This window comes from Streptomyces sp. NPDC046915 (assembly GCF_040644935.1).
Classification (GTDB): Bacteria; Actinomycetota; Actinomycetes; order Streptomycetales; family Streptomycetaceae; genus Streptomyces.
This window is the reverse complement of sequence record NZ_JBEYXB010000002.1, coordinates 544,460-565,042: the sequence shown is the minus strand read 5'-3', so window position 1 is coordinate 565,042 and position 20,583 is coordinate 544,460. Positions and strand designations below refer to the sequence as shown.

General features: G+C 71.6%; 15 protein-coding genes and 1 tRNA gene. 4 read left to right on the top strand and 12 right to left on the bottom strand.

The features are described from left to right. Positions 1–14 precede the first annotated feature (14 nt). Together ABZ915_RS07255 and lepA are read right to left on the bottom strand one after the other, a co-directional pair. The gene (locus ABZ915_RS07255) at positions 15–1,889 is read right to left on the bottom strand and encodes a long-chain fatty acid--CoA ligase (protein ID WP_361797185.1); all 1,875 of its coding nucleotides are present in this window, start codon (positions 1,887–1,889) and stop codon (positions 15–17) included. A gap of 262 nt (positions 1,890–2,151) precedes the next feature. Further along, positions 2,152–4,020 carry a translation elongation factor 4 gene (lepA, locus tag ABZ915_RS07250; protein ID WP_361797182.1) on the bottom strand — a complete coding sequence of 623 codons (1,869 nt, stop codon included), beginning with the start codon at positions 4,018–4,020 and terminating at the stop codon, positions 2,152–2,154. Positions 4,021–4,240: 220 nt separating this feature from the next. Between lepA and rpsT the strand changes: the two genes are divergently transcribed. Next, positions 4,241–4,507 (top strand): 30S ribosomal protein S20, encoded by a 267-nt coding sequence (gene rpsT / locus ABZ915_RS07245; protein WP_361797179.1) that lies wholly within the window; start codon positions 4,241–4,243, stop codon positions 4,505–4,507. Positions 4,508–4,723: 216 nt separating this feature from the next. Here the strand turns inward: rpsT and holA are convergent, their stop codons facing one another. The 8 genes from holA to leuS all read right to left on the bottom strand — a co-directional run bounded on the left by holA (position 4,724) and on the right by leuS (position 15,460). Continuing rightward, positions 4,724–5,713: a DNA polymerase III subunit delta gene (gene holA, locus ABZ915_RS07240; protein WP_361797176.1), complete on the bottom strand. Its 990-nt coding sequence runs from the start codon at positions 5,711–5,713 to the stop codon at positions 4,724–4,726. Between the two features lie 54 nt (positions 5,714–5,767). Then, a complete protein-coding gene (locus tag ABZ915_RS07235) occupies positions 5,768–6,013 on the bottom strand; it encodes a hypothetical protein (RefSeq protein WP_361797173.1) in 246 nt (81 codons plus the stop codon). 4 nt (positions 6,014–6,017) lie between these two features. After that, on the bottom strand, positions 6,018–6,908 hold the full coding sequence (locus ABZ915_RS07230; RefSeq protein WP_361797170.1) for an arylamine N-acetyltransferase: 891 nt from the start codon (positions 6,906–6,908) through the stop codon (positions 6,018–6,020). A gap of 4 nt (positions 6,909–6,912) precedes the next feature. Further along, positions 6,913–9,423, bottom strand: a complete 2,511-nt coding sequence (locus ABZ915_RS07225; protein ID WP_361797748.1) for a ComEC/Rec2 family competence protein — start codon at positions 9,421–9,423, stop codon at positions 6,913–6,915. 119 nt (positions 9,424–9,542) lie between these two features. Then, positions 9,543–10,691: a ComEA family DNA-binding protein gene (locus tag ABZ915_RS07220; RefSeq protein ID WP_361797167.1), complete on the bottom strand. Its 1,149-nt coding sequence runs from the start codon at positions 10,689–10,691 to the stop codon at positions 9,543–9,545. Positions 10,692–10,805: 114 nt separating this feature from the next. Then, positions 10,806–11,651, bottom strand: coding sequence for a DegV family protein (locus ABZ915_RS07215; protein ID WP_361797164.1), 846 nt, complete (start codon positions 11,649–11,651; stop codon positions 10,806–10,808). Positions 11,652–11,723: 72 nt separating this feature from the next. Then, positions 11,724–12,452: a hypothetical protein gene (locus ABZ915_RS07210; protein WP_361797161.1), complete on the bottom strand. Its 729-nt coding sequence runs from the start codon at positions 12,450–12,452 to the stop codon at positions 11,724–11,726. Positions 12,453–12,571: 119 nt separating this feature from the next. After that, positions 12,572–15,460 (bottom strand): leucine--tRNA ligase, encoded by a 2,889-nt coding sequence (gene leuS / locus ABZ915_RS07205; RefSeq protein ID WP_361797158.1) that lies wholly within the window; start codon positions 15,458–15,460, stop codon positions 12,572–12,574. A gap of 407 nt (positions 15,461–15,867) precedes the next feature. Here leuS and ABZ915_RS07200 point away from each other — a divergent pair, with 407 nt between their 5' ends. Both ABZ915_RS07200 and ABZ915_RS07195 read left to right on the top strand, forming a co-directional pair. Continuing rightward, positions 15,868–17,199, top strand: a complete 1,332-nt coding sequence (locus ABZ915_RS07200) for a cytochrome b/b6 domain-containing protein (RefSeq protein ID WP_361797155.1) — start codon at positions 15,868–15,870, stop codon at positions 17,197–17,199. Beyond that, positions 17,196–18,809, top strand: a complete 1,614-nt coding sequence (locus tag ABZ915_RS07195; protein WP_361797152.1) for an NADH-ubiquinone oxidoreductase-F iron-sulfur binding region domain-containing protein — start codon at positions 17,196–17,198, stop codon at positions 18,807–18,809. The genes ABZ915_RS07200 and ABZ915_RS07195 overlap by 4 nt, the downstream gene beginning before the upstream one ends. 129 nt (positions 18,810–18,938) lie before the next feature. On the opposite strand, the gene ABZ915_RS07190 is transcribed toward ABZ915_RS07195, so the two are convergent. Beyond that, a tRNA-Ala gene (locus ABZ915_RS07190) sits at positions 18,939–19,011 on the bottom strand. A gap of 113 nt (positions 19,012–19,124) precedes the next feature. On the opposite strand from ABZ915_RS07190, the gene ABZ915_RS07185 reads away from it, so the two are divergent. Further along, positions 19,125–20,369: a glycosyltransferase 87 family protein gene (locus ABZ915_RS07185; RefSeq protein ID WP_361797149.1), complete on the top strand. Its 1,245-nt coding sequence runs from the start codon at positions 19,125–19,127 to the stop codon at positions 20,367–20,369. On the opposite strand, the gene ABZ915_RS07180 is transcribed toward ABZ915_RS07185, so the two are convergent. Next, positions 20,348–20,581, bottom strand: a complete 234-nt coding sequence (locus ABZ915_RS07180; RefSeq protein ID WP_019523121.1) for a hypothetical protein — start codon at positions 20,579–20,581, stop codon at positions 20,348–20,350. The genes ABZ915_RS07185 and ABZ915_RS07180 overlap by 22 nt on opposite strands. Between the last annotated feature and the right edge of the window lie 2 nt (positions 20,582–20,583).

Here is a 20,583-nt window from a genome sequence, read left to right as displayed (position 1 = left end):
CCGTGCCGCCGGGCTCACGCCTCCCGCGACCCCGCGTACATCTCGTCGATGAGGTGCTTGTACTCCCGCTCCACCACCGGCCGCTTCAGCTTCAGGCTCGGGGTGATCTCGCCGTGCTCCACGTCGAGGTCGCGCGGCAGGAGGCGGAACTTCTTGATGGTCTGCCAGCGCTGGAGGCCGGTGTTGAGCTGCCGGACGTAGCCGTCGACCATCTCGACGGTGACCGGCGCGGCGACCACCTCGGCGTACGACTTGCCCGCCAGCCCGTTCTCCTTGGCCCACTCGAGGATCGACGGCTCGTCGAGGGCGATGAGGGCGGTGCAGAAGTTCCGGTCGGCGCCGTGCACGAGGATGTTGGAGACGTACGGGCACACGGCCTTGAACTGGCCCTCGACCTCGGCGGGCGCGATGTACTTGCCGCCCGAGGTCTTGATCAGGTCCTTCTTGCGGTCGGTGATGCGCAGATAGCCGTCGGGCGACAGCTCGCCGATGTCGCCGGTGTGGAACCAGCCGTCCGACTCCAGGACCTCGGCGGTCTTCTCGGGGAGCTGGTGGTAGCCCTGCATGATGCCGGGGCCCCGCAGGAGGATCTCGCCGTCTTCCGCGATGCGCACCTCGGTGCCGGGCAGCGGCTTGCCGACCGTGCCGGTGCGGTAGGCCTCGCCGGGGTTGACGAAGGAGGCGGCCGAGGACTCCGTGAGGCCGTAGCCCTCCAGGATGTGGATGCCGGCGCCGGCGAAGAAGTAGCCGATCTCGGGGGCCAGGGCGGCCGACCCGGACACACACGCCCGCAGCCGGCCTCCGAAGGCCTCGCGGATCTTGGCGAAGACGAGCGCGTCGGCGGCCTTGTGCTTGGCGCCGAGGCCGAAGGGCACGGAGTGGGTGCCGGTGCGGCGGAAGTTGTCCTGCGAGACCTTGGCGTACTCGCGGGAGACCTCGGCGGCCCACTGGAAGATCTTGTACTTGGCGGGTCCGCCGGCGCGGGCCTTGGCGGCGACGCCGTTGTAGACCTTCTCGAAGATGCGCGGGACGGCCGCCATGTAGGTCGGCTGCACCACCGGCAGATTCTCGATGATCTTGTCGACGCGGCCGTCGACGGCGGTGACGTGCCCGACCGCGATCTGCCCGGAGGTGAGCACCTTGCCGAAGACGTGCGCGAGCGGCAGCCACAGGTACTGCACGTCCTCGGCGCTGATCAGCCCGGTCGCGGCAGTCGCCTTCGCCATGTACGACCAGTTGTCGTGCGGGAGGCGGACGCCCTTGGGGCGGCCGGTGGTGCCGGAGGTGTAGATCAGCGTCGCCAGCTGGTCCTTGGTGATGGCCCCGACCCGCTCCTTGATCAGCTCGGGGTGCTTCTCCAGGTACGCGGCACCGCGCTGCTCGAGCTCGGCGAGGGTGAGCACCCAGTCGCCGGTCTCGACGCCGGCCGGGTCGATGACCACCACGTGGTGCAGCTCGGGCAGCTCGGAGCGCTTCTCGACCGCCTTGGCGAGCTGGTCGGCGTTCTCCGCGATCAGCACCCGGCTCTCGGAGTCGGAGAGGATGAAGGCCGACTCCTCGGCGTTGGTCTGCGGGTAGATCGTGGTCGTGGCCGCACCCGCGCACATGATGCCCAGGTCGGCGAGGATCCACTCGACCCGGGTCGAGGAGGCCAGCGCCACCCGCTGCTCCGGCCGCACGCCCAGCTCGATGAGACCGGCCGCGATCGCGTGGACGCGCTCGGCCGTCTGTCCCCAGCTCAGCGACTTCCAGTCGTCGGGGCCCTGCCCGGACGCCGGCGGTACGGGGTAGCGGTACGCCTCGGCGTCCGGTGTGGCGTCGACGCGTTCCAGGAAGAGGGTCGCGACGGACGGCGGACGGTTCTCGATCAGTGTCTGTGTGTCGCTCACGACATCCTCCGGGGCCCGCGGCGGTGCGGCTGTCAGTTGCGGCTTGGGTGACTCACGGGCAGTGGTTCGGCCAGTTGTTTAACTCGCGAGTAACTATCGAGCAGGGGATCAGACTAAAGCGCTACGGGCCGACGCGTAAGGGGCGGCGGCATGTCACTTCATACAGAGAGCGACGCTACGCGCGCGTAGGGGCCCGCCGCACTTTCGCACGACGAGCCCCTGTTGCACCCGATTTGCGGACGCCACTCCGTATTACCGGCGGTTACTTCTTGCCCTTGGCCGACCCCGCGCTGTCATCGCTGGAGAGGACCGCGATGAAGGCCTCCTGCGGAACCTCCACGGAACCCACCATCTTCATCCGCTTCTTGCCTTCCTTCTGCTTCTCCAGCAGCTTCCGCTTGCGGGAGATGTCACCGCCGTAGCACTTGGCGAGGACGTCCTTGCGGATGGCGCGGATGGTCTCGCGGGCGATCACCCGGGAGCCGATGGCGGCCTGGACGGGGACCTCGAAGGCCTGCCGCGGGATCAGCTCCTTGAGCTTGGCCACGAGCCGCACGCCGTACGCGTACGCCTGGTCGCGGTGCGTGATCGCGGAGAAGGCGTCCACCTTGTCGCCGTGCAGCAGGATGTCGACCTTGACCAGGGAACTGGTCTGTTCGCCGGTGGGCTCGTAGTCGAGGGAGGCGTAGCCGCGCGTCTTGGACTTCAGCTGGTCGAAGAAGTCGAAGACGATCTCGGCGAGCGGGAGCGTGTAGCGGATCTCGACCCGGTCCTCGGAGAGGTAGTCCATGCCGAGGAGGGTGCCGCGCCGGGTCTGGCACAGCTCCATGATCGACCCGATGAACTCGCTCGGCGCCAGGATGGTGGCACGCACGACCGGCTCGTACACCTCGCCGATCTTCCCCTCGGGGAACTCGCTCGGGTTGGTGACGGTGTGCTCGCTGCCGTCCTCCATGAGCACGCGGTAGACGACGTTCGGCGCGGTGGCGATCAGGTCGAGGCCGAACTCGCGCTCCAGGCGCTCGCGGATCACGTCGAGGTGCAGCAGGCCCAGGAAGCCGACGCGGAAGCCGAAGCCGAGGGCGGCGGAGGTCTCCGGCTCGTAGACGAGCGCGGCGTCGTTGAGCTGGAGCTTGTCGAGGGCCTCGCGCAGCTCGGGGTAGTCGGAGCCGTCCAGCGGATACAGACCGGAGAAGACCATCGGCTTGGGGTCCTTGTAGCCGCCGAGCGGCTCCGTGGCGCCCTTGGCCTGGCTGGTGACGGTGTCACCGACCTTGGACTGGCGGACGTCCTTCACACCGGTGATCAGATAGCCCACCTCGCCGACGCCGAGGCCGTCCGCCGGGAGCATCTCGGGCGAGTTGGTGCCGATCTCCAGCAGCTCGTGGGTGGCGCCGGTGGACATCATCCTGATGCGCTCGCGCTTGTTGAGCTGCCCGTCGATGACTCGTACGTACGTCACGACGCCGCGGTAGGAGTCGTAGACCGAGTCGAAGATCATGGCGCGCGCGGGGGCGTCCTTGACGCCGACCGGGGCGGGGATCTCGGCGACGACCTTGTCGAGCAGTGCCTCCACGCCGAGGCCGGTCTTGGCGGAGACCTTGAGCACGTCGTCGGGGTCGCAGCCGACGAGGTTGGCGAGCTCCTCGGCGAACTTCTCCGGCTGGGCGGCCGGCAGGTCGATCTTGTTGAGCACCGGGATGATGGCGAGGTCGTTCTCCATCGCCAGATACAGGTTGGCGAGGGTCTGCGCCTCGATGCCCTGGGCGGCGTCCACGAGGAGGACGGTCCCCTCGCAGGCGGCGAGCGACCGAGAGACCTCGTAGGTGAAGTCGACGTGCCCCGGGGTGTCGATCATGTTGAGGATGTGCGTGTTGCCGGGGTCGTGGGTGGGAGCCCACGGCAGGCGCACCGCCTGGGACTTGATCGTGATACCGCGCTCACGCTCGATGTCCATCCGGTCGAGGTACTGAGCACGCATCTGCCGCTGCTCGACCACACCGGTCAGCTGGAGCATCCGGTCGGCGAGTGTGGACTTGCCGTGGTCGATGTGCGCGATGATGCAGAAATTGCGGATCAGCGCCGGGTCGGTACGGCTCGGCTCGGGCACATGGTTAGGGGTCGCGGGCACGCAGGGTCCTGTCTCTTGAGGCGCCTTATGCCTCGGGTCGGATCGATACGTAGTCTCCATGGTCCCACGGGTGGGGACCGACGACGGGTTTGGGCCACTCGATGAGCCGCTGGTAGGCTGGGTGGCTGTGTCTCATGCCCTCTCTGCACGAGGCACGACCCAAGAAATCACCGGTACGGGACCCGTGCGGCCCCGTGCCAGAACCTGAGAAGGCTCATTCGTGGCGAACATCAAGTCCCAGATCAAGCGGATCAAGACCAACGAGAAGGCCCGGCTGCGCAACAAGGCCGTCAAGTCTTCGCTGAAGACCGCGATCCGCAAGGCCCGTGAGGCCGCTGCCGCGGGTGACGTCGAGAAGGCCACCGAGTACCAGCGCGCTGCCGCGCGTCAGCTCGACAAGGCCGTCTCGAAGGGCGTCATCCACAAGAACCAGGCCGCCAACAAGAAGTCGGCGCTGGCCAACAAGGTCGCGTCCCTCAAGGGCTGAACCTCTTTCTTGATCTGATCGCCGGAAGGACCCAGGGCGGGCCCTCTCTCATCCGCTCCCGACCGGCACCCCAGGATCCGCGCGCGGCCTGCGTTCGCCACGCGGGCGCGGATCCGACAGCCTGAACCGAAGGCCCCACTGCTCTCCCTTCCCCAGGGCGCGCGGCGGGGCCTTCGGCGTGTCCTGTGCCGGTCCTACGACCGGAGGCCGTGGCCGCTACCCACGGCCCCGGGACCGGGCCGCCCGTGCGATCGTCACGACCGCCTTCTCCAGGGCGTACTCCGGATCGTCCCCGCCGCCCTTCACCCCCGCGTCCGCCTCGGCCACGGCCCGCAGGGCGACCGCCACCCCGTCCGGCGTCCACCCCCGCATCTGCTGCCGCACCCGGTCGATCTTCCAGGGCGGCATGCCCAGCTCACGGGCGAGGTCGGCGGGGCGGCCACCGCGCGCCGACGACAGCTTCCCGATGGCCCGTACGCCCTGGGCCAGCGCGCTGGTGATCAGCACCGGCGCCACCCCGGTCGCCAGCGACCATCTGAGCGCCTCCAGGGCTTCCGCCGTGCGCCCCTCGACCGCCCGGTCCGCGACCGTGAAGCTGGAGGCCTCGGCCCGTCCGGTGTAGTACCGCCCGACGACGGCCTCGTCGATCGTCCCCTCGACGTCGGCGACCAGCTGCGACACCGCCGACGCCAGCTCCCGCAGATCGCTCCCGATCGCGTCCACCAGCGCCTGGCACGCCTCGGGCGTGGCCGACCGCCCCAACCCGCGGAACTCCCCGCGCACGAACGCCAGCCGGTCCGCCGGCTTGGTCATCTTCGGACACGCCACCTCGCGCGCCCCGGCCTTGCGCGCGGCGTCGAGCAGTCCCTTGCCCTTGGCGCCGCCCGCGTGCAGCAGCACGAGGGTGATCTCCTCCGCGGGCGATCCGAGATACGCCTTCACGTCCTTGACCGTGTCGGCCGACAGATCCTGCGCGTTGCGTACGACCACGACCTTGCGCTCCGCGAAGAGCGACGGGCTGGTCAGCTCGGCGAGCGTGCCGGGCTGCAACTGGTCCGGGGTCAGGTCCCGTACGTCCGTGTCGGCGTCGGCGGCCCTGGCGGCGGCCACCACCTCCTGCACGGCACGGTCGAGCAGGAGGTCCTCCTGGCCCACGGCAAGGGTCACCGGGGCGAGAGGGTCGTCATTCGCAGTCTTCCTGGCCATCGCGACAAGCATCCCACGCGCCACTGACAACGCCCCGGCGCCTGCCCCGCGGGCCTACGGCTCCTCGCGCCAGCCGTCCCACTCGCCGGCCAGCGCGTCCAGTTCCTCCGCTCCCAGCCGCCGCTGCTCGTCCCGCAGGACCACGAGCCACTGCGCGTCCTCGGCGTCGTCCTCACCGGCCAGCGCGTCCCGCACCAGCTGCGGCTCCTCCTTGATTCCGAACCGCTCCCCGAGCGCCTCCGCCACCTCTTCCGCGGCGTCACGGTCGGGCAGCACCAGCACATGTCTCACATCGCTCACGGCGTCATTCTCCGCGACCCGCCGCCGGAGCCTTCACGGCGGGCACTCCCACGGCGGGCACTTCCCCGGCCGGCACTCCCACGGCCGGCACGGTGGCCCGCTCGATCCCGAACCGCTCCCGGTACACCGCAAGCACCTCCTCGTCCGAGTCCAGTTCCCGCACCTCACGCGTCCCGTCGGGGGCCGTCACCGTCCACTTGCGACCGCTCAGGGTGATCCTCCCTCCGTCCTCCGTGATCCGTGAGCAGACCAGCGACCGCGTGAAGTGCGACAGCGGCGAGGTGCTGTGCCACCAGGCACCGGAGGCGAAGTCGCCGAGCGCCCGGGGCCGCGTCTCCAGGCGGTACTGGGGCGCGCCGTCCCGCACGACGTCCAGGTCCACCGCCTCACCCTGGCCGCCGCCTCCGCGCGCCCCGGCCTGGTCCGGGCCGGCCGCCGCGATCCGGAAGGTCCCGCCGGGGTCCGGCTGCCCGCCCCGCTCCCCCAGCTTCAGCGGATAGTGGCTGTGCGCCCCGAACCCGACGTCGGCGAGCCATTCACCGCCGTCCACCGTCCGCACCCGCAGCGCCAGATGGTCGTACGGGATCCCCAGCCGGCCCTCGTCCCCGTACACCCGCCCCGCGAGCAGGTCGACGTCGAAGCCCAGCGCGGTGAGCAACGCCCCGAAGGCCCCGTTCAGTTCGTAACAGAACCCGCCCCGCCGCGCGCCCACCAGCTTGTCCACGAGCCGTTCCTCCTCCAGCACGATCTCCTCGCCGAGGTGCACCGACAGGTTCTCGAAGGGCACGGTCCGAAGATGGGCGAGATGCAGTTCGCGCAGTGCTTCGGCGGTGGGCAGCGCCGGGTGCGCGACCCCCAGGCGGCGGAGGTAGGCGTCGGCCTGTGCGGAGTTCATGCCCTCAGTCTCTCGCCACCCGCAGCTCCCCGTCCGCCCCGCCCGTCCCTCCGACCGCCAGCGCCCCGTCCCGGTCCGTGCGCAGCACCACCGCGCCCTCGTCCCGCAGCGCCTGTACGGTGCTGGGCGCCGGGTGGCCGTACGGGTTGTCCGCGCCGCACGAGATGAGCGCGACGCGCGGGGCCACCAGGCGTATCAGGTCCGGGTCCTGGTAGGCCGAACCGTGGTGGGCGACCTTGAGGACGTCGACGCGGCCCAGCCCGGCCGCCGTCGGCGATCTCGACAGCGCCTGCTGGGACGGGGGTTCGAGGTCCCCGAGGAGCAGCAGTCGCAGCCCGGCCGACCGGACGAGCAGCGCCACACTGGCGTCGTTGGGCCCGTCCGGCTCCCAAACGGCCGGGCCGGGCGGCGGCCAGAGCACCTGCCAGGACAGCGGTCCCGTCCGCCGCCGCTCCCCGGCGACCGCGTGGGCGAGGGGGATGTTCCGTGCGGCCGCCTCCCGCCGTACGAACTCGGCCTGCTCGGCGGGCTCTTCGTAGCCCGTGGTCTCGATCCCGCCGACCGACCGCCCACGCAGCACCCCGGGCAGTCCCGCGACGTGGTCGGCGTGGAAGTGCGTCAGCACGACCAGGGGGATCCGGGTGATGCCCAGCTCCCGCAGGCAGTGGTCCACCAGCGCCGGATCGGGACCCGCGTCCACCACCACCCCGGTGCCGCCGCCCGCCGCGAGCACCGTCGCGTCGCCCTGCCCCACATCGCACATCGCCAGCCGCCAGCCGGGTGGCGGCCAGCCGGTGATCACCCTGGTCAGCGGCGCCGGGCGCACCACGGCGAGCAGGAGCAGCAGCCCGCAGACACCGCACCACCACGGGTGCCGCACCAGCCGCCGTCCGAGGAGCACGACGGCCACCGTGGCGACGGCGAGCAGCAGCGCCCCGGCCCAGCTGCCCGGCCAGTCGACTCCCCCGCCGGGCAGCCCGGCCCCGCCCCGGGCCACGCCCGCGATCCATCCGGCCGGCCAACTCGCCAGCCGGGCCAGGGCCTTGGCGACGGGCATCGCCACCGGCGCGGTCGCCAGCGCCGCGAAGCCCAGGACCGTGGCCGGGGCGACCGCGAACTCCGCGAGGAGATTGCACGGCACCGCCACGAGGCTCACCCGCGCCGACAACACGGCGACGACCGGCGCGCACACGGCCTGTGCGGCGGCAGCGGCGGCCAGCGCCTCGGCGAGCCGCGGCGGCACCCGGCGTCGCAGCAGTGCCGCGGCGAAGCGGGGCGCGAGTGTCAACAGGGCACCGGTGGCCAGCACGGAGAGCAGGAAGCCGTAGCTGCGGGCCAGCCACGGGTCGTACAGGACCAGCAGCAGGACGGCCGTCGCCAGCGCCGGCACCAGCGATCTGCGGCGTCCGGTCGCCAGCGCGAGCAGGGCGACGGCGCCGCAGGCCGCGGCCCGCAGCACGCTCGGGTCCGGCCGGCACACGACGACGAAGCCGAGCGTGAGCGCCGCCGCGAGCAGTGCGGTCGCCCGCAGGGAGAGGCCGAGGCGCCGCGCCGCTCCACGGCGTTCGGCGCGCTGGGCCAGCCCGGGTGGCCCGATGAACAGGGCGAGCAGGATGGTCAGGTTGCTGCCGGAGACCGCGAGGGTGTGCGCCAGGTCCGTCTCCTTGAAGGCCTCGTCCAGCTCGGGCGTGATCCGGGAGGTGTCCCCGACGACCAGCCCGGGCAGCAGCGCCCGTGCGTCGGCCGACAGCCCGTCGGTCGCTTCGCGCAGCCCGGCCCGCAGCCGCCCCGCCAGGCGTTGCGGCCCGTTCGGCCTTCCCACGACCTCCGGCGCCTGCCCGGCCCGCACCCGCAGCACGGCCGCGCTCCGGTCACCTCCCGTCGGCTCCGGTGCCAGTCGGCCGTTGACCCGGAGCCGTGTCGAGGGCAGCAGGCCGAGCCAGGCCGCCCGCGTGCCCGTCGCGCGCTCCTCGGGAACTCCGCGCGGGCCCGGTGTGCCCGCGTCGACGACCACCAGCACGGGGGTCCGGGTCGCCGCCACCGTCCCGTCGGCCTCCTCGACGCGCCGCACCTCCGCTCGGACCAGCACGGCGACCGGGGCCGCGTGATCGCCCGTGACCCGGGGTCTGCTGAGCCAGGGATCGGAGCCGACCTCGACCTCGGCGGTCACCGTGGCGTGCTGCCGGGCCAGCGCGGGCACCGGCCCGCGGCGCAGGTCCGCCCCGTGCAGCCCGGCGGAGGCGGCGGACGCGGCGACGCAGAGGAGTGCCGCGGCGACCGTGACGCGCGGCCGGGCGATCGACGGGGGCGGGGCTTGTGTCCACCGCCCGTACAGCAGGATCGCCGCCGTGATCAGGCAGCCGATCACGAGGCCGGCGGTCCGGCCCGGCGGGATGTCCAGCGTGAGCGCCGCCGTCCCCCAGGCCGCGAGCGCGGGTGGGACCAGACGCAGGTCCGTCGGTCCCTCCTGCCGGGGGTGTGCGGCGCCCAGTCGCTTCCCGGAGGCGGCGTGCACGGCGCGGCGGGCGGCGGGACGCTCCGGGTGGCCGCTGTCGGGCGACGGGGCCTCCCTCGGCTCCCGCCCCCGCGTGGCCGGGAGCGCGCGGGAGTGCGTCGGCCGGTCGGGTGCCCGGCTCATGGCCGCACCAGGTTCCGCAGGTCGGCGAAGCGCCGGGCGCCGATGCCGTTGACCTGGCGCAGTTCGTCGACCGAGCGGAAGCCGCCGTGCCGGGTGCGGTAGTCGATGATGTGCTGGGCGAGCACCGGGCCGACGCCGGGCAGGGCGTCGAACTGGTCCGCGGTGGCCGTGTTCAGGGAGATCGGTGCCGAGGGTCCGGCTCCCGCCGTCGTGCCTGCCGCACCTGAACCCGTCCCGGTGCCCGGAGCGGGCCCCGGTGCGGGACCTGGTGGCGGTGCGGGGCCGCCCACGACGACCTGCTCGCCGTCCACGAGGAAGCGGGCCCGGTTGAGTCCCTCGGTGCTGGTGCCCGGGCGTACCCCGCCCGCCGCACGCAGCGCGTCGGCGACCCGTGAACCGGCCGGCAGACGGTGGATTCCGGGGTCCCGTACCTTGCCGCTGACGTCCACCACGATCTCGGTCCCGGTGCCCGGGGCGGCGCCGGCGGTGCTTCCGGGAGCGGTCCGCGTCTCCCGCGCGTGGCCGCCGCGCTCTCCCCCTTCCGTCTCCTTCTGATTCGCGTACGGGGTCTCGGCCCGCACCACCTGCGGTGCGCTGACGGACTCGGTGCGGCCGGCCCAGAAGTGCTGCACGGCGAACAGCGCGGCGACGGCCAGCGGTACCGTGAGCGCGATCACGCCGCGCCGCTGAAGACCGCAGCGCGCCTGCAACCACACCGGCATCCGCTCCCGCAGCGCGAACCCGGCCCGCTCCCGCCAGTCGGGGCTCACCGACCCGTCGTCCGGGCCGGTCTCCACGGCGTCCGTGGACGCGGCGAACGGCACGGTGCTCATCCGCGACGCGGTGCTCATCCGCGGCGTCGTGCTGATCCCCGGCGCCGTGCCCACCCCGCTCGCCGTACCCGCTCGTGGCTGTCCCGGTGGGGGTCCGTGTCCCGACTCCTTCGGCCGGTGGGCGCTTTCGGCGAAGAGCAGTTCCGCTCGGCGGCGCAGTTCTTCGGCCGGTGCGTGGCGGTGCCGGGCGGGGCGGCGGGCGGCTGGACGACGGGTGGCTGGACGGCGGTGCCGGCTGCGGCTGTCGGAAGCGGGGGCGCGGCCGGGGCCGCTGGTCGCGGGTGCTGTGCGCGAACGTGATCGAAGTGCCATGCGACGAGGATCCGACATCCCGTCACTTCGCGATGATCTTGCTCGATTTCCGTGGAGGACGGGCCGGTTGTGGAAAACCGCGCCACCCGCACGAGTGATGCGGCTGACAGCGGGTCAGCGCGGCGAGACCACGGCTCCCAGCAGCCCCGGGCCGGTGTGCGCCCCGATCACCGCGCCGATCTCGCTCACGTGGAGGTCGGCCAGCCCCGGCACCCGCGCCCGGAGCCGGTCCGCGAGGGCCGCGGCGCGGTCGGGGGCGGCGAGGTGGTGCACGGCGATGTCGACCTCGGCGCCGCCCGCCCGTTCGGCCGCGATCTCCTCGAGGCGGGCGATCGCCTTCGACGCCGTCCGTACCTTCTCGAGGAGTTCGATACGACCGCCGTCCAGTTCCAGCAACGGCTTGACTGCGAGGGCGGAGCCCAGCAGTGCCTGCGCGGCGCCGATCCGGCCGCCCCGGCGCAGATAGTCGAGCGTGTCGACGTAGAAGTAGGCGGAGGTGCCCGCGGCTCGTTTCTCCGCCGCGGTGACGGCCTCGTCCACCGTGCCGCCCGCTTCCGCCGTCTCGGCCGCGGCGAGGGCGCAGAAACCGAGGGCCATCGCGACCATGCCGGTGTCCAGCACCCTTACCGGCACGGGCGCCTCGCGTGCCGCGACGACCGCGGCGTCGTACGTGCCCGACAGTTCGGCGGAGAGGTGGAGGGAGACGATGCCGGTCGCGCCGGACTCGGCGACCTTGCGGTAGGTCTCCGCGAACACCTGGGGGCTGGGACGCGAGGTGGTGACGGGGCGCCGCTTCTGGAGGGCTTGGGCCAGGGAGCGGGTGGAGATGTCGGTGCCTTCTTCGAGCGCCTGGTCGCCGAGGACCACGGTCAGGGGTACCGCGGTGATGCCGTGGCGCTCCATCGTCCGCTGCGGCAGGTAGGCCGTTGAATCGGTGACGATAGCGACATGGCAGGACATGAGCTGGAGGTTACCTGTCGTAGCGCCTGGACGGCAGCCCGGCCCCGGTGACCTGGGCCGGGGCCGGCCGGATCAAGTGGTGCTCTCCGGGCGGGCCTTCTTCTGCCATGCGTATGTCTGGCGTCGGCCGGGCGGGGTGAGGGACGGCCGGGCCGGTTCTTCGGCGGCGTCGGGCCGAGGGGGCTCCGGCCAGGTCTGCTGTGCGGTCCGCTGGTCGTCGGCCGGGGCGTCGGGCCACGGCTGCGGCGTGGGCTCCGCATGCGTCCAGTGCCGCAGCGCGCCGGTCTCGACGTCGATCTGGGCGCTCAGTGTGTCGAGGTCGTCCTCGGCGAAGCGGTGGGCCCGGTCGCGGGCGGCCCAGCGCAGGGAGTCGGCGGACCGGGTGATGCGCTCGGTGCGGGTGCGCAGCTCGGGCAGCCGCTCGGCGAGCGTGGCACGGTCGGGCTCGGACTCCAGGCGCCTGAGTTCGTCGTCCAGTTCGTGCCCGTGCACGCTGAGCCGCTCGAAGAGGCCGAGGGACTCCCGCAGCGACTCGTCCTCGACGGCTCCCGCCTGCAACGCGTCCTGGGTGGCGCGCATCGAGGTGCGCAGGCTCAGCCGGAGCTGCGCTATCTCGCCGGCCGGGCCGGGCTGGACGACGGACTTGGCGCGCAGCGTGTGGTCCTCGACCGTGCGGCGGGCCTGGGTGATCGTACGGTCGACACCGCGTTTGGCGGCGCCGATCACCTTGACCGTGGCGTAGGCGCCCAGGACGACGAACAGCAGGAAGAGCAGGGCGAAGACTGCGACGACTGCTTCCACGGCGCTCCTCCTCCGGACTGGCGCGGCGCGCACCGCGCTGCTCTCCACGGTAAACGCTACGGGCAGGCCCGGGGTTCCTGAAAAACCCCGAACCTGCCCGTAGGGGACTACCCCGAGCGTTACGCCGGAACGATGTTCACCAGCTTCGGCGCCCGCACGATCACCTTGCGGATCCCGGCACCGTCCAGCGCGGCGACGACCTTCTCGTCGGCCAGCGCCGCCTTCTCCAGCTCCTCCTCGGAGATGGACGGCGGGACCTCCAGGCGGGCCTTGACCTTGCCCTTGATCTGCACGACGCAGGTCACGGTCTCGTCCACGACGTAAGTCGGGTCGGCGACCGGGAAGTCCTGGTGGACGACCGAGCCGGTGTGGCCCAGCCGGCCCCACAGCTCCTCGGCGACGTGCGGGGCCAGCGGCGCGACCAGCAGCACCAGCGGCTCCGCGACCGAGCGAGGCAGGGCACCGCCCGCCTTGGTCAGGTGGTTGTTCAGCTCGGTGACCTTGGCGATGGCGGTGTTGAAGCGCAGGCCCTCCAGGTCCTGGCGCACGCCGTCGATCGCCTTGTGCAGGGCGCGCAGCGTCTCCTCGTCGGGCGCGGCGTCGGTGACGGTGACCTCACCGGTGGCCTCGTCGACGATGTTGCGCCACAGCCGCTGCAGCAGCCGGAACTGGCCGACCACCGCGCGCGTGTCCCACGGCCGGGAGACGTCCAGCGGGCCCATCGCCATCTCGTACAGGCGCAGCGTGTCGGCACCGTACTCGGCGCAGATCTCGTCCGGAGTGACCGCGTTCTTCAGGGACTTGCCCATCTTGCCCAGCAGCCGGGAGACCTTCTCTCCCTGGTGGTAGTACGCGTCGTCGCGCTCCTCCACCTCGGCGGCCGGCACGGCGATGCCACGGCTGTCGCGGTAGACGTAGGCCTGGATCATGCCCTGGTTGAACAGCTTGTGGAACGGCTCCGCGGAGGAGACGTGGCCCAGGTCGTACAGCACCTTGGACCAGAAGCGGGCGTACAGCAGGTGCAGCACGGCGTGCTCGGCGCCGCCGACGTACAGGTCGACACCGCCGTGCGGCTGGCCCTCGCGCGGGCCCATCCAGTACTGCTCGATCTCGGGGTCGACCAGCTGCCGCTCGTTGTGCGGGTCCAGGTAGCGCAGCTCGTACCAGCAGGAACCGGCCCAGTTGGGCATGGTGTTGGTCTCACGCCGGTACTTCTTCGGTCCGTCGCCCAGGTCCAGGGTGACGTTGACCCACTCCTCGTTGCGGGACAGCGGCGTCTCGGGCCGGGTGTCGGCGTCGTCCGGGTCGAAGGTGCGCGGGCTGTAGTCCTCGACCTCGGGCAGCTCCAGCGGCAGCATCGACTCGGGCAGGGAGTGGGCGATGCCCTCCTCGTCGTAGACGATCGGGAAGGGCTCGCCCCAGTAGCGCTGGCGGCTGAACAGCCAGTCGCGCAGCCGGAAGTTGACGGTGCCCTCGCCGGTGCCCTTGCGCTCCAGCCATTCGGTGACGCGCGCCTTGGCGTCGACGACGCTCAGGCCGTCCAGCGAGATCTCGTCGTTCGACGAGTTGATGATCTTCGCGTCGTACGACCCGAAGGCGTTCTCCCAGGTCGAGGTGTCGGTGCCGCGGCCGTCGGTCGGCTCGACGATGCAGTGGATCGGCAGCTCGAAGGCGCGCGCGAACTCGAAGTCGCGCTGGTCGCCCGCCGGGACGGCCATGATCGCGCCGGTGCCGTAGCCCATCAGGACGTAGTCGGCGATGAAGACGGGGACCTTCTCGCCGTTGACCGGGTTGGTGGCGTACGCGCCGATGAAGACGCCGGTCTTGTCCTTGGCCTCGGCCTGCCGCTCGACGTCCGACTTCGAGGCGGCCTGCGCGCGGTACGCGGCGACGGCCTCGGCCGGGGTCGCGTGGCCGCCGGTCCACACCTGGTGGGTGCCCTCGGGCCAGGCCGCGGGGGTGAACTTCTCGACCAGCGGGTGCTCGGGGGCCAGCACCATGTAGGTCGCGCCGAACAGCGTGTCGGGGCGCGTGGTGAAGACCGTGATGTGCTCGCCGTCGATCGGGAAGTCGACGCGGGCGCCCTCGGACCGGCCGATCCAGTTGCGCTGCTGCAGCTTGATGGCCTCGGGCCAGTCCAGCTCGTCCAGGTCCTCCAGCAGCCGGTCGGCGTAGGCGGTGATCCGCATGTTCCACTGGCGCAGCTTGGCCTTGAAGACCGGGAAGTTGCCGCGCTCGGAGCGGCCGTCGGCGGTGACCTCCTCGTTGGCCAGCACGGTGCCCAGGCCGGGACACCAGTTGACGGGCGACTCGGAGGCGTAGGCCAGGCGGAACCCGCCCAGGACGTCGGCGCGCTCCGCGGCGGTCAGCCGGTCCCAGGAGCGCCCGCCGGGGACCGCGCGCTCACCGGACTCGAACTGGGCGATCAGCTGGGTGATCGGGCGGGCCTTGCCGGCCTCGTCGTCGTACCAGGAGTTGAAGATCTGCAGGAAGATCCACTGGGTCCACTTGTAGTAGTCCGGGTCGATCGTGGCGAACGACCGGCGCTTGTCGTGGCCCAGGCCCAGCCGGCGCAGCTGGGACTTCATGTTCTCGATGTTGGCCTCGGTGGACACGCGCGGGTGCGTACCGGTCTGCACGGCGTACTGCTCGGCGGGCAGACCGAAGGCGTCGAAGCCCAGGGTGTGCAGGACGTTGTGGCCGGTCATCCGCTGGAAGCGGGCATATACATCGGTGGCGATGTATCCCAGGGGGTGGCCGACATGCAGGCCCGCACCGGAGGGGTACGGGAACATGTCCATGATGAACTTCTTGGGCCGCGCCACCACCTCGGGGTCGCCGGCCAGGTCACCCTTCGGGTTCGGCGCGGCGTACGTGCCCTCGGCGTCCCAGACGTCCTGCCAGCGTGCCTCGATCTCGGCCGCCAGGGCTGCCGTGTACCGGTGCGGTGCGGCCTCCGCCGACACGGCAGCGGCGGTAGCGGCGGCAGCGGGGTTCGTCTCGCTCATGATCCTCAAAGCTCCATCGATCGTCTCTGCCTGCGGCTGCGACATTCAAAGAAACGAAAAATCCCCTCACACAGGAGGGGACGCCGCGCCGATGCCGACCACCCGGCTCTCGCCGCCGGTCGGGACTGATCAGCGCGGCCCGCTAAGCAGAAGGCGTACGGCACGCATGGCGTTAGGGTACCGCAGGCCCTGAGCAAGCCGCGACGCGCTTCCGTATACATAGGTGACAACGACAGCCACTGAACCAAGGTCAAGGATTACTTCGCGTAACACCCACTAAGGGACATCGCAACGGTCAGATAGTCCTTTGATAACAACGCAATAACTCAAACCTCGTACTGATCGGTATGGCGCCATTTACAGTTCGGCAGCGGGACCGCTTTCCCGAACCGCTCGGAGTTGCCCCCATGAACGCTCGTGTTAGTACCACTTCGCTCCCCAAACCAGGCCGGTCGGCCTACGGGGTGGCGACGGCTGTCGTCCTGCTGCTCATACCCGTGGTGGTGTTGTACGGAGGCCGCTGGCTCCAGGACTTCCTGAACTTCGGCGCGGGCGTCCTGTCGCTCGTCAGCCTCACCTGCTCGGTGATCTGGGGCCTGGTGACCCAGGACCGGATCTTCCTGAACACACGCCAGCGGATCGTCTCCCAGGCCATCCACCGGGTGCTCGCCATCGCCTCGATCGCGTTCCTCCTGGTGCACATCACCATCAAGCTGGCGCTGTCGCACACCGTCCTGATCGCCGCGCTGATCCCCTTCAGCCTGGGTGTGACGGGCAGCTCCGGGCTCATCGGCCTCGGTTCCCTGGCCGGCCTGCTCATGATCTTCGTGGGCATCACCGGCGCGCTGCGCAACCAGTTCGCCGCCCCCGCGCCGGTCGCGGCACGCTGGCGCGCGATGCACATGCTGGCCTACCCGGCCCTGTGCGCGGCACTGATCCACGGCCTGTTCGCGGGACGCGCGGCGAAGCCGTTCTTCATGATCTCGTACGAGCTGTGCCTGCTCGGCATCATGGCGGCCCTGGCCCTGCGCGCCGCGCCGCGCTCGTTCAAGCGCAAGGTCGCCGACCAGCTCGTCGGGATCCTGGGCAGCTCGGAGCGGCCGGAGCTCGACGACCTGGACGCCAGCCGGGCCAGGATGACGGAGACGGGATCCTTCGGGACGGGCTCGTCCCCGCTTCCGGGCTTCGGGAAGCAGGCGGGGGCGGGGTTCAGCGACACCGGCGCCTTCCCGCGCGCGGGGGCGCCCTCGGCACCGATGTACGACACGGGGGCGCAGCCCATGGCCCAGGAGCCCGCGTCCGGTTTCGCGGCCGCCTACCGGGCGGTCTCGACGCCCGGCCAGCCCCAGCAGCCGTTCGCGGCCGGCCAGACCGCACGCATGGACATGCCGATGGACATGCAGGCGACGGAGGCGTTCCCGCGCGTGGACGGCCCGTCCAGCACCTCGGGCAGCTGGCCGGTCCCGTCCCCGCCGCCGGTCGGCGAGGCACCCCCGTCGGCGTACGACCCGCTCGCGGACACCGGGTACAACAACATCCCGGCCTATAACAATTCGGGCGCCGGCGGGTACGGCGGAAGTGATGTGTACGACACCGGTGAGACGAACGCCCGCTACGGCACGTACAACTCGAACGACACGTACAACAGCGGTCCCGCCAACGAACCAGCACCCGGTGCGTCCTTCGACTCGCCGGGATCGGGCGAACCTTGGAACACGCCTTCCGGAGGCTATAGGTGAACGAGGCCCTGCCCGACGTACCAGAAGTCCGCGTGGTCGGGCTTCCTCAACTCACGTCGGGTTTCGACCTTGTCGAAAGGCTTGACCTGCCCATGCACCTGAAGGTGCATGGGCCGCTCGAGCCGTTGGGCGGCGAGCAGCTCGCGCAGCTCTCCGAAGCCATCAATCTCAAGGGCCGCGGCGGCGCGGGCTTCCCCTTCCACAAGAAGCTGCGCTCGGTCGCCGAATCGGCGATCAAGCGCGGCGTCCGGCCGGTCGTCGTCGTCAACGGCAGCGAGGACGAACCGGCCTGCCGCAAGGACACGGTGCTCATCAACCGTGCCCCGCACCTGATCCTGGACGGCGCCCTGCTGTGCGCGGAGGCACTGGGCGCCCGCACGCTCGTGATCGGGGTCACCCGTGAGTCCACGCAGCGCTCCATGGAGGCCGCGCTCGACGAACGCGGCCTGAACAACGGCCGCCGTTCGGCACTGAAGGCGTTCGTACAGCGCAACCCGATCCGCATGGTCACCGGCGCCGCCGCGTCGCTGATCCGCTCCATCGACGGCGGCCCGGCGATCCCGCCCGGCCGCAAGACCAGCGCCTCGCAGAACGGCGTCGGCGGCGCGCCCACGCTGCTGTCGAACGCCGAGACGTTCGCCCAGCTGGCGATCGCCGCCCGCATCGGCCCGGAGCGTTACGGCAACACCGGCCTGTACGACGAGCCGGGCACCGTCATGCTCACGGTCTCCGGCGCGGTCGCCCGCCCCATGGTGATCGAGGTCCCCACCGGCGTGCCGCTGCGCTACGTCCTTCAGCTGGCCGGTGCCCCGCCGGTCCCGCAGGGCGTGCTGACCGGCGGCTACCACGGCAAGTGGATCGACGCGGCGACGGTCAACGAGGCGGTCGTCTCCCGCAACTCCCTGGACGCGGTGGGCGGTGCGCTCGGCGCCGGCGCGATCCTGCCGATCAGTCAGGACACCTGCCCGCTGGGCGAGTCGCTGCGGGTGGCGCAGTGGCTGGCGGAGGAGAGCGCGGGACAGTGCGGTCCCTGCTACCTCGGTCTGCCCGCCGCCGCGCGCGGCATGGAGGACATCCTCAACGGCGGCGGCCCGGCGGCCCTGGAGGCCCTCAAGCAGGTCGCGAAGAACGTGAAGCGGCGCGGCGCGTGCTCGCACCCGGACGGCTCCGCGATGTTCCTGGAGTCGACGATCAAAGCGTTCACCGACGACCTGGCGGCGCACGTCCTCGGAAACGGCTGCGGACGGCGCGTGGAGGGCGTTCTGCCGCTCTTCGAGGACGGCAAGATGCCTGTGGGCATCCCGGGCGGCGGAGAGCCCGAGGACAACAGTCCCGGCAGCCGTCAGAAAATCTTCGTCGACTGGACGCTGTGCCGGGGCCACGGGCTGTGTGCGGACATCCTCCCGGAGGTCTTCGAACTGGGCGCGGACGGCTTCCCGACGGTGGCGCAGGCGAAGGTGCCGCGCTACGCCGAGGCGAAGGCCCTACGCGCGGTGCGCCGCTGCCCGGCGCTCGCCCTGCGCATCGAGGAGGACACCCGCGCGCAGGCCCCGGCCCGCAACCTGCCGGTCCTCTCCCAGGGCCGCGGACGCCGCGCTCTGGGCCGCTGAGCAGACGTACGGCGGGCCGCCCGGATCACGGGCGGCCGGCCGTAGGCGTTCCGTCGCGCACCGCTCCGCCACAACGCGGCAAACGCCGAAGGCGGACCACTCGATCGAGTGATCCGCCTTCGATTTCTGTGGAGCTAAGGAGAATTGAACTCCTGACCTCCTGCATGCCATGCAGGCGCTCTACCAACTGAGCTATAGCCCCGTGTTCTGGTCCGCCTGGTTTCCCTGGCGGCGACGCCAACATTACACGGTCGACGGGGTGCAGCACCAAATCATTTCCGTTCTGAGCCGGTACGGGGGCTAATGTCGGCCTTCGTGACTGTGCTCGCGTCCACCCGAACCCGCCGTCGTGCCCCGACCGCCCTGGCGGCGTGCCTGTTGTCCTTCACGGCGTTCTGGATCGCGCAGCGGGCCGCGCACGTGTCGATGATCGACCTGATGGTGTACCGCGCGGAGGGGGCGGCCGTCCGCGCGGGCGGCGACCTGTACGCGCTGCGGGTGACCGCCGCGCATCTGCCCACCACCTACCCGCCGTTCGCGGCCCTGCTCTTCACGCCGCTGACATTCCTGGACACCGGGCTCCTGCGCACGCTGGCGACGGCCGGGAACCTCGCGCTGCTGGTGGTGTTCGTACGGCTGTCGCTGCGACTCGTGGGCCACACGCGCGTGGAGGCGGCCTGGTGGGTCGCGGCGGGCGCCGTGTGGTGCGAGCCGGTGTGGACGACGCTGCGCTACGGGCAGGTCAATCTGCTGCTCGCCGTCCTGGTGCTGTGGGACCTGTCACGCCGCCCCGGGGTCCGCTGGGCGGGGGCGGGCGTGGGGCTGGCCACGGCGGTGAAGCTGACGCCCGCGCTGTTCGCGGTGTTCCTGCTGGCCGCCGGTGCCGTGGCACGGCTCAGAGGCGACTGCGGAGCGCCCTGGCTGCGGCACGCGCGCGGGGCGGCCACGGTGTTCGCCGGCGCCACGCTGCTGGCGGCGGCCGTCCTGCCGGGCGACTCCTGGCGGTTCTGGACCCGCATGGTGTTCCGCACGAGCCGGGTGGGCCACGCCGAGGAGACCGCGAACCAGGCCCTGCGCGGCGTTCTGGCGCGGCTACTGCACACACCGGCCCCGGGAGCCGTCTGGGTGGCCACCGCGGCCCTGGCGGCCCTGCTGGGGCTGGCGGTGGCGGTCTCGGCGGAACTGCGCGGCCGACGCGCGTGGGCGGTGGCCGCGTGCGCGGTGACCGCGCTGCTGATCAGCCCCGTGTCGTGGTCGCACCACTGGGTGTGGTGCGTGCCGCTCGGGCTGCTGCTGTGGACGCACGGACACCGCGCGGCCGCCGCGGCCACCGCGCTGGTCTTCTGCTCGTACGCGCTGTGGTGGGTGCCGCACGGGCCGGGGCGGCCCGAATTGCACCAGGGGTGCCCGGAGTTGGTGCTGTCGGCCCTCTACGCCGGGGCCGGTCTGGGCTTCCTGGTGCTCACCGGGCATCGTTGCCGGGGCCGGTCTGGGCTTCCTGGTGCTCACCGGGCATCGTTGCCGGGGCCCGGCGGGGATCAGGCCGTGACGAACGAATAGAACCGCTTGAGCGTGCAGTGCTCCTCGAGGAGCCGGCCGTAGATCGGCTCGCCCTCGAGTTCACGGTACGTCTCGATCGGGTCGCCTTTTATGATCAGCGCCCGCGCGCATTCCTCGCACCAGTACTGGTAGTCGGGATTGAGCGGCTCCATGTCGCGGACGATGGGGGTACCGCTCCCGCACCAGTCGCACTTCCGCCTGTGTGCACCCATCG

Excerpts from the sequence above, each read along its gene's own strand:
- holA (WP_361797176.1), bottom strand. The coding sequence starts at position 5,713 with ATGGCCAGGAAGACTGCGAATGACGACCCTCTCGCCCCGGTGACCCTT.
- ABZ915_RS07230 (WP_361797170.1), bottom strand. The coding sequence starts at position 6,908 with ATGAACTCCGCACAGGCCGACGCCTACCTCCGCCGCCTGGGGGTCGCG.
- ABZ915_RS07220 (WP_361797167.1), bottom strand. The coding sequence starts at position 10,691 with ATGGCACTTCGATCACGTTCGCGCACAGCACCCGCGACCAGCGGCCCC.
- ABZ915_RS07215 (WP_361797164.1), bottom strand. The coding sequence starts at position 11,651 with ATGTCCTGCCATGTCGCTATCGTCACCGATTCAACGGCCTACCTGCCG.
- leuS (WP_361797158.1), bottom strand. The coding sequence starts at position 15,460 with ATGAGCGAGACGAACCCCGCTGCCGCCGCTACCGCCGCTGCCGTGTCG.
- ABZ915_RS07200 (WP_361797155.1), top strand. The coding sequence starts at position 15,868 with ATGAACGCTCGTGTTAGTACCACTTCGCTCCCCAAACCAGGCCGGTCG.
- ABZ915_RS07180 (WP_019523121.1), bottom strand. The coding sequence starts at position 20,581 with ATGGGTGCACACAGGCGGAAGTGCGACTGGTGCGGGAGCGGTACCCCC.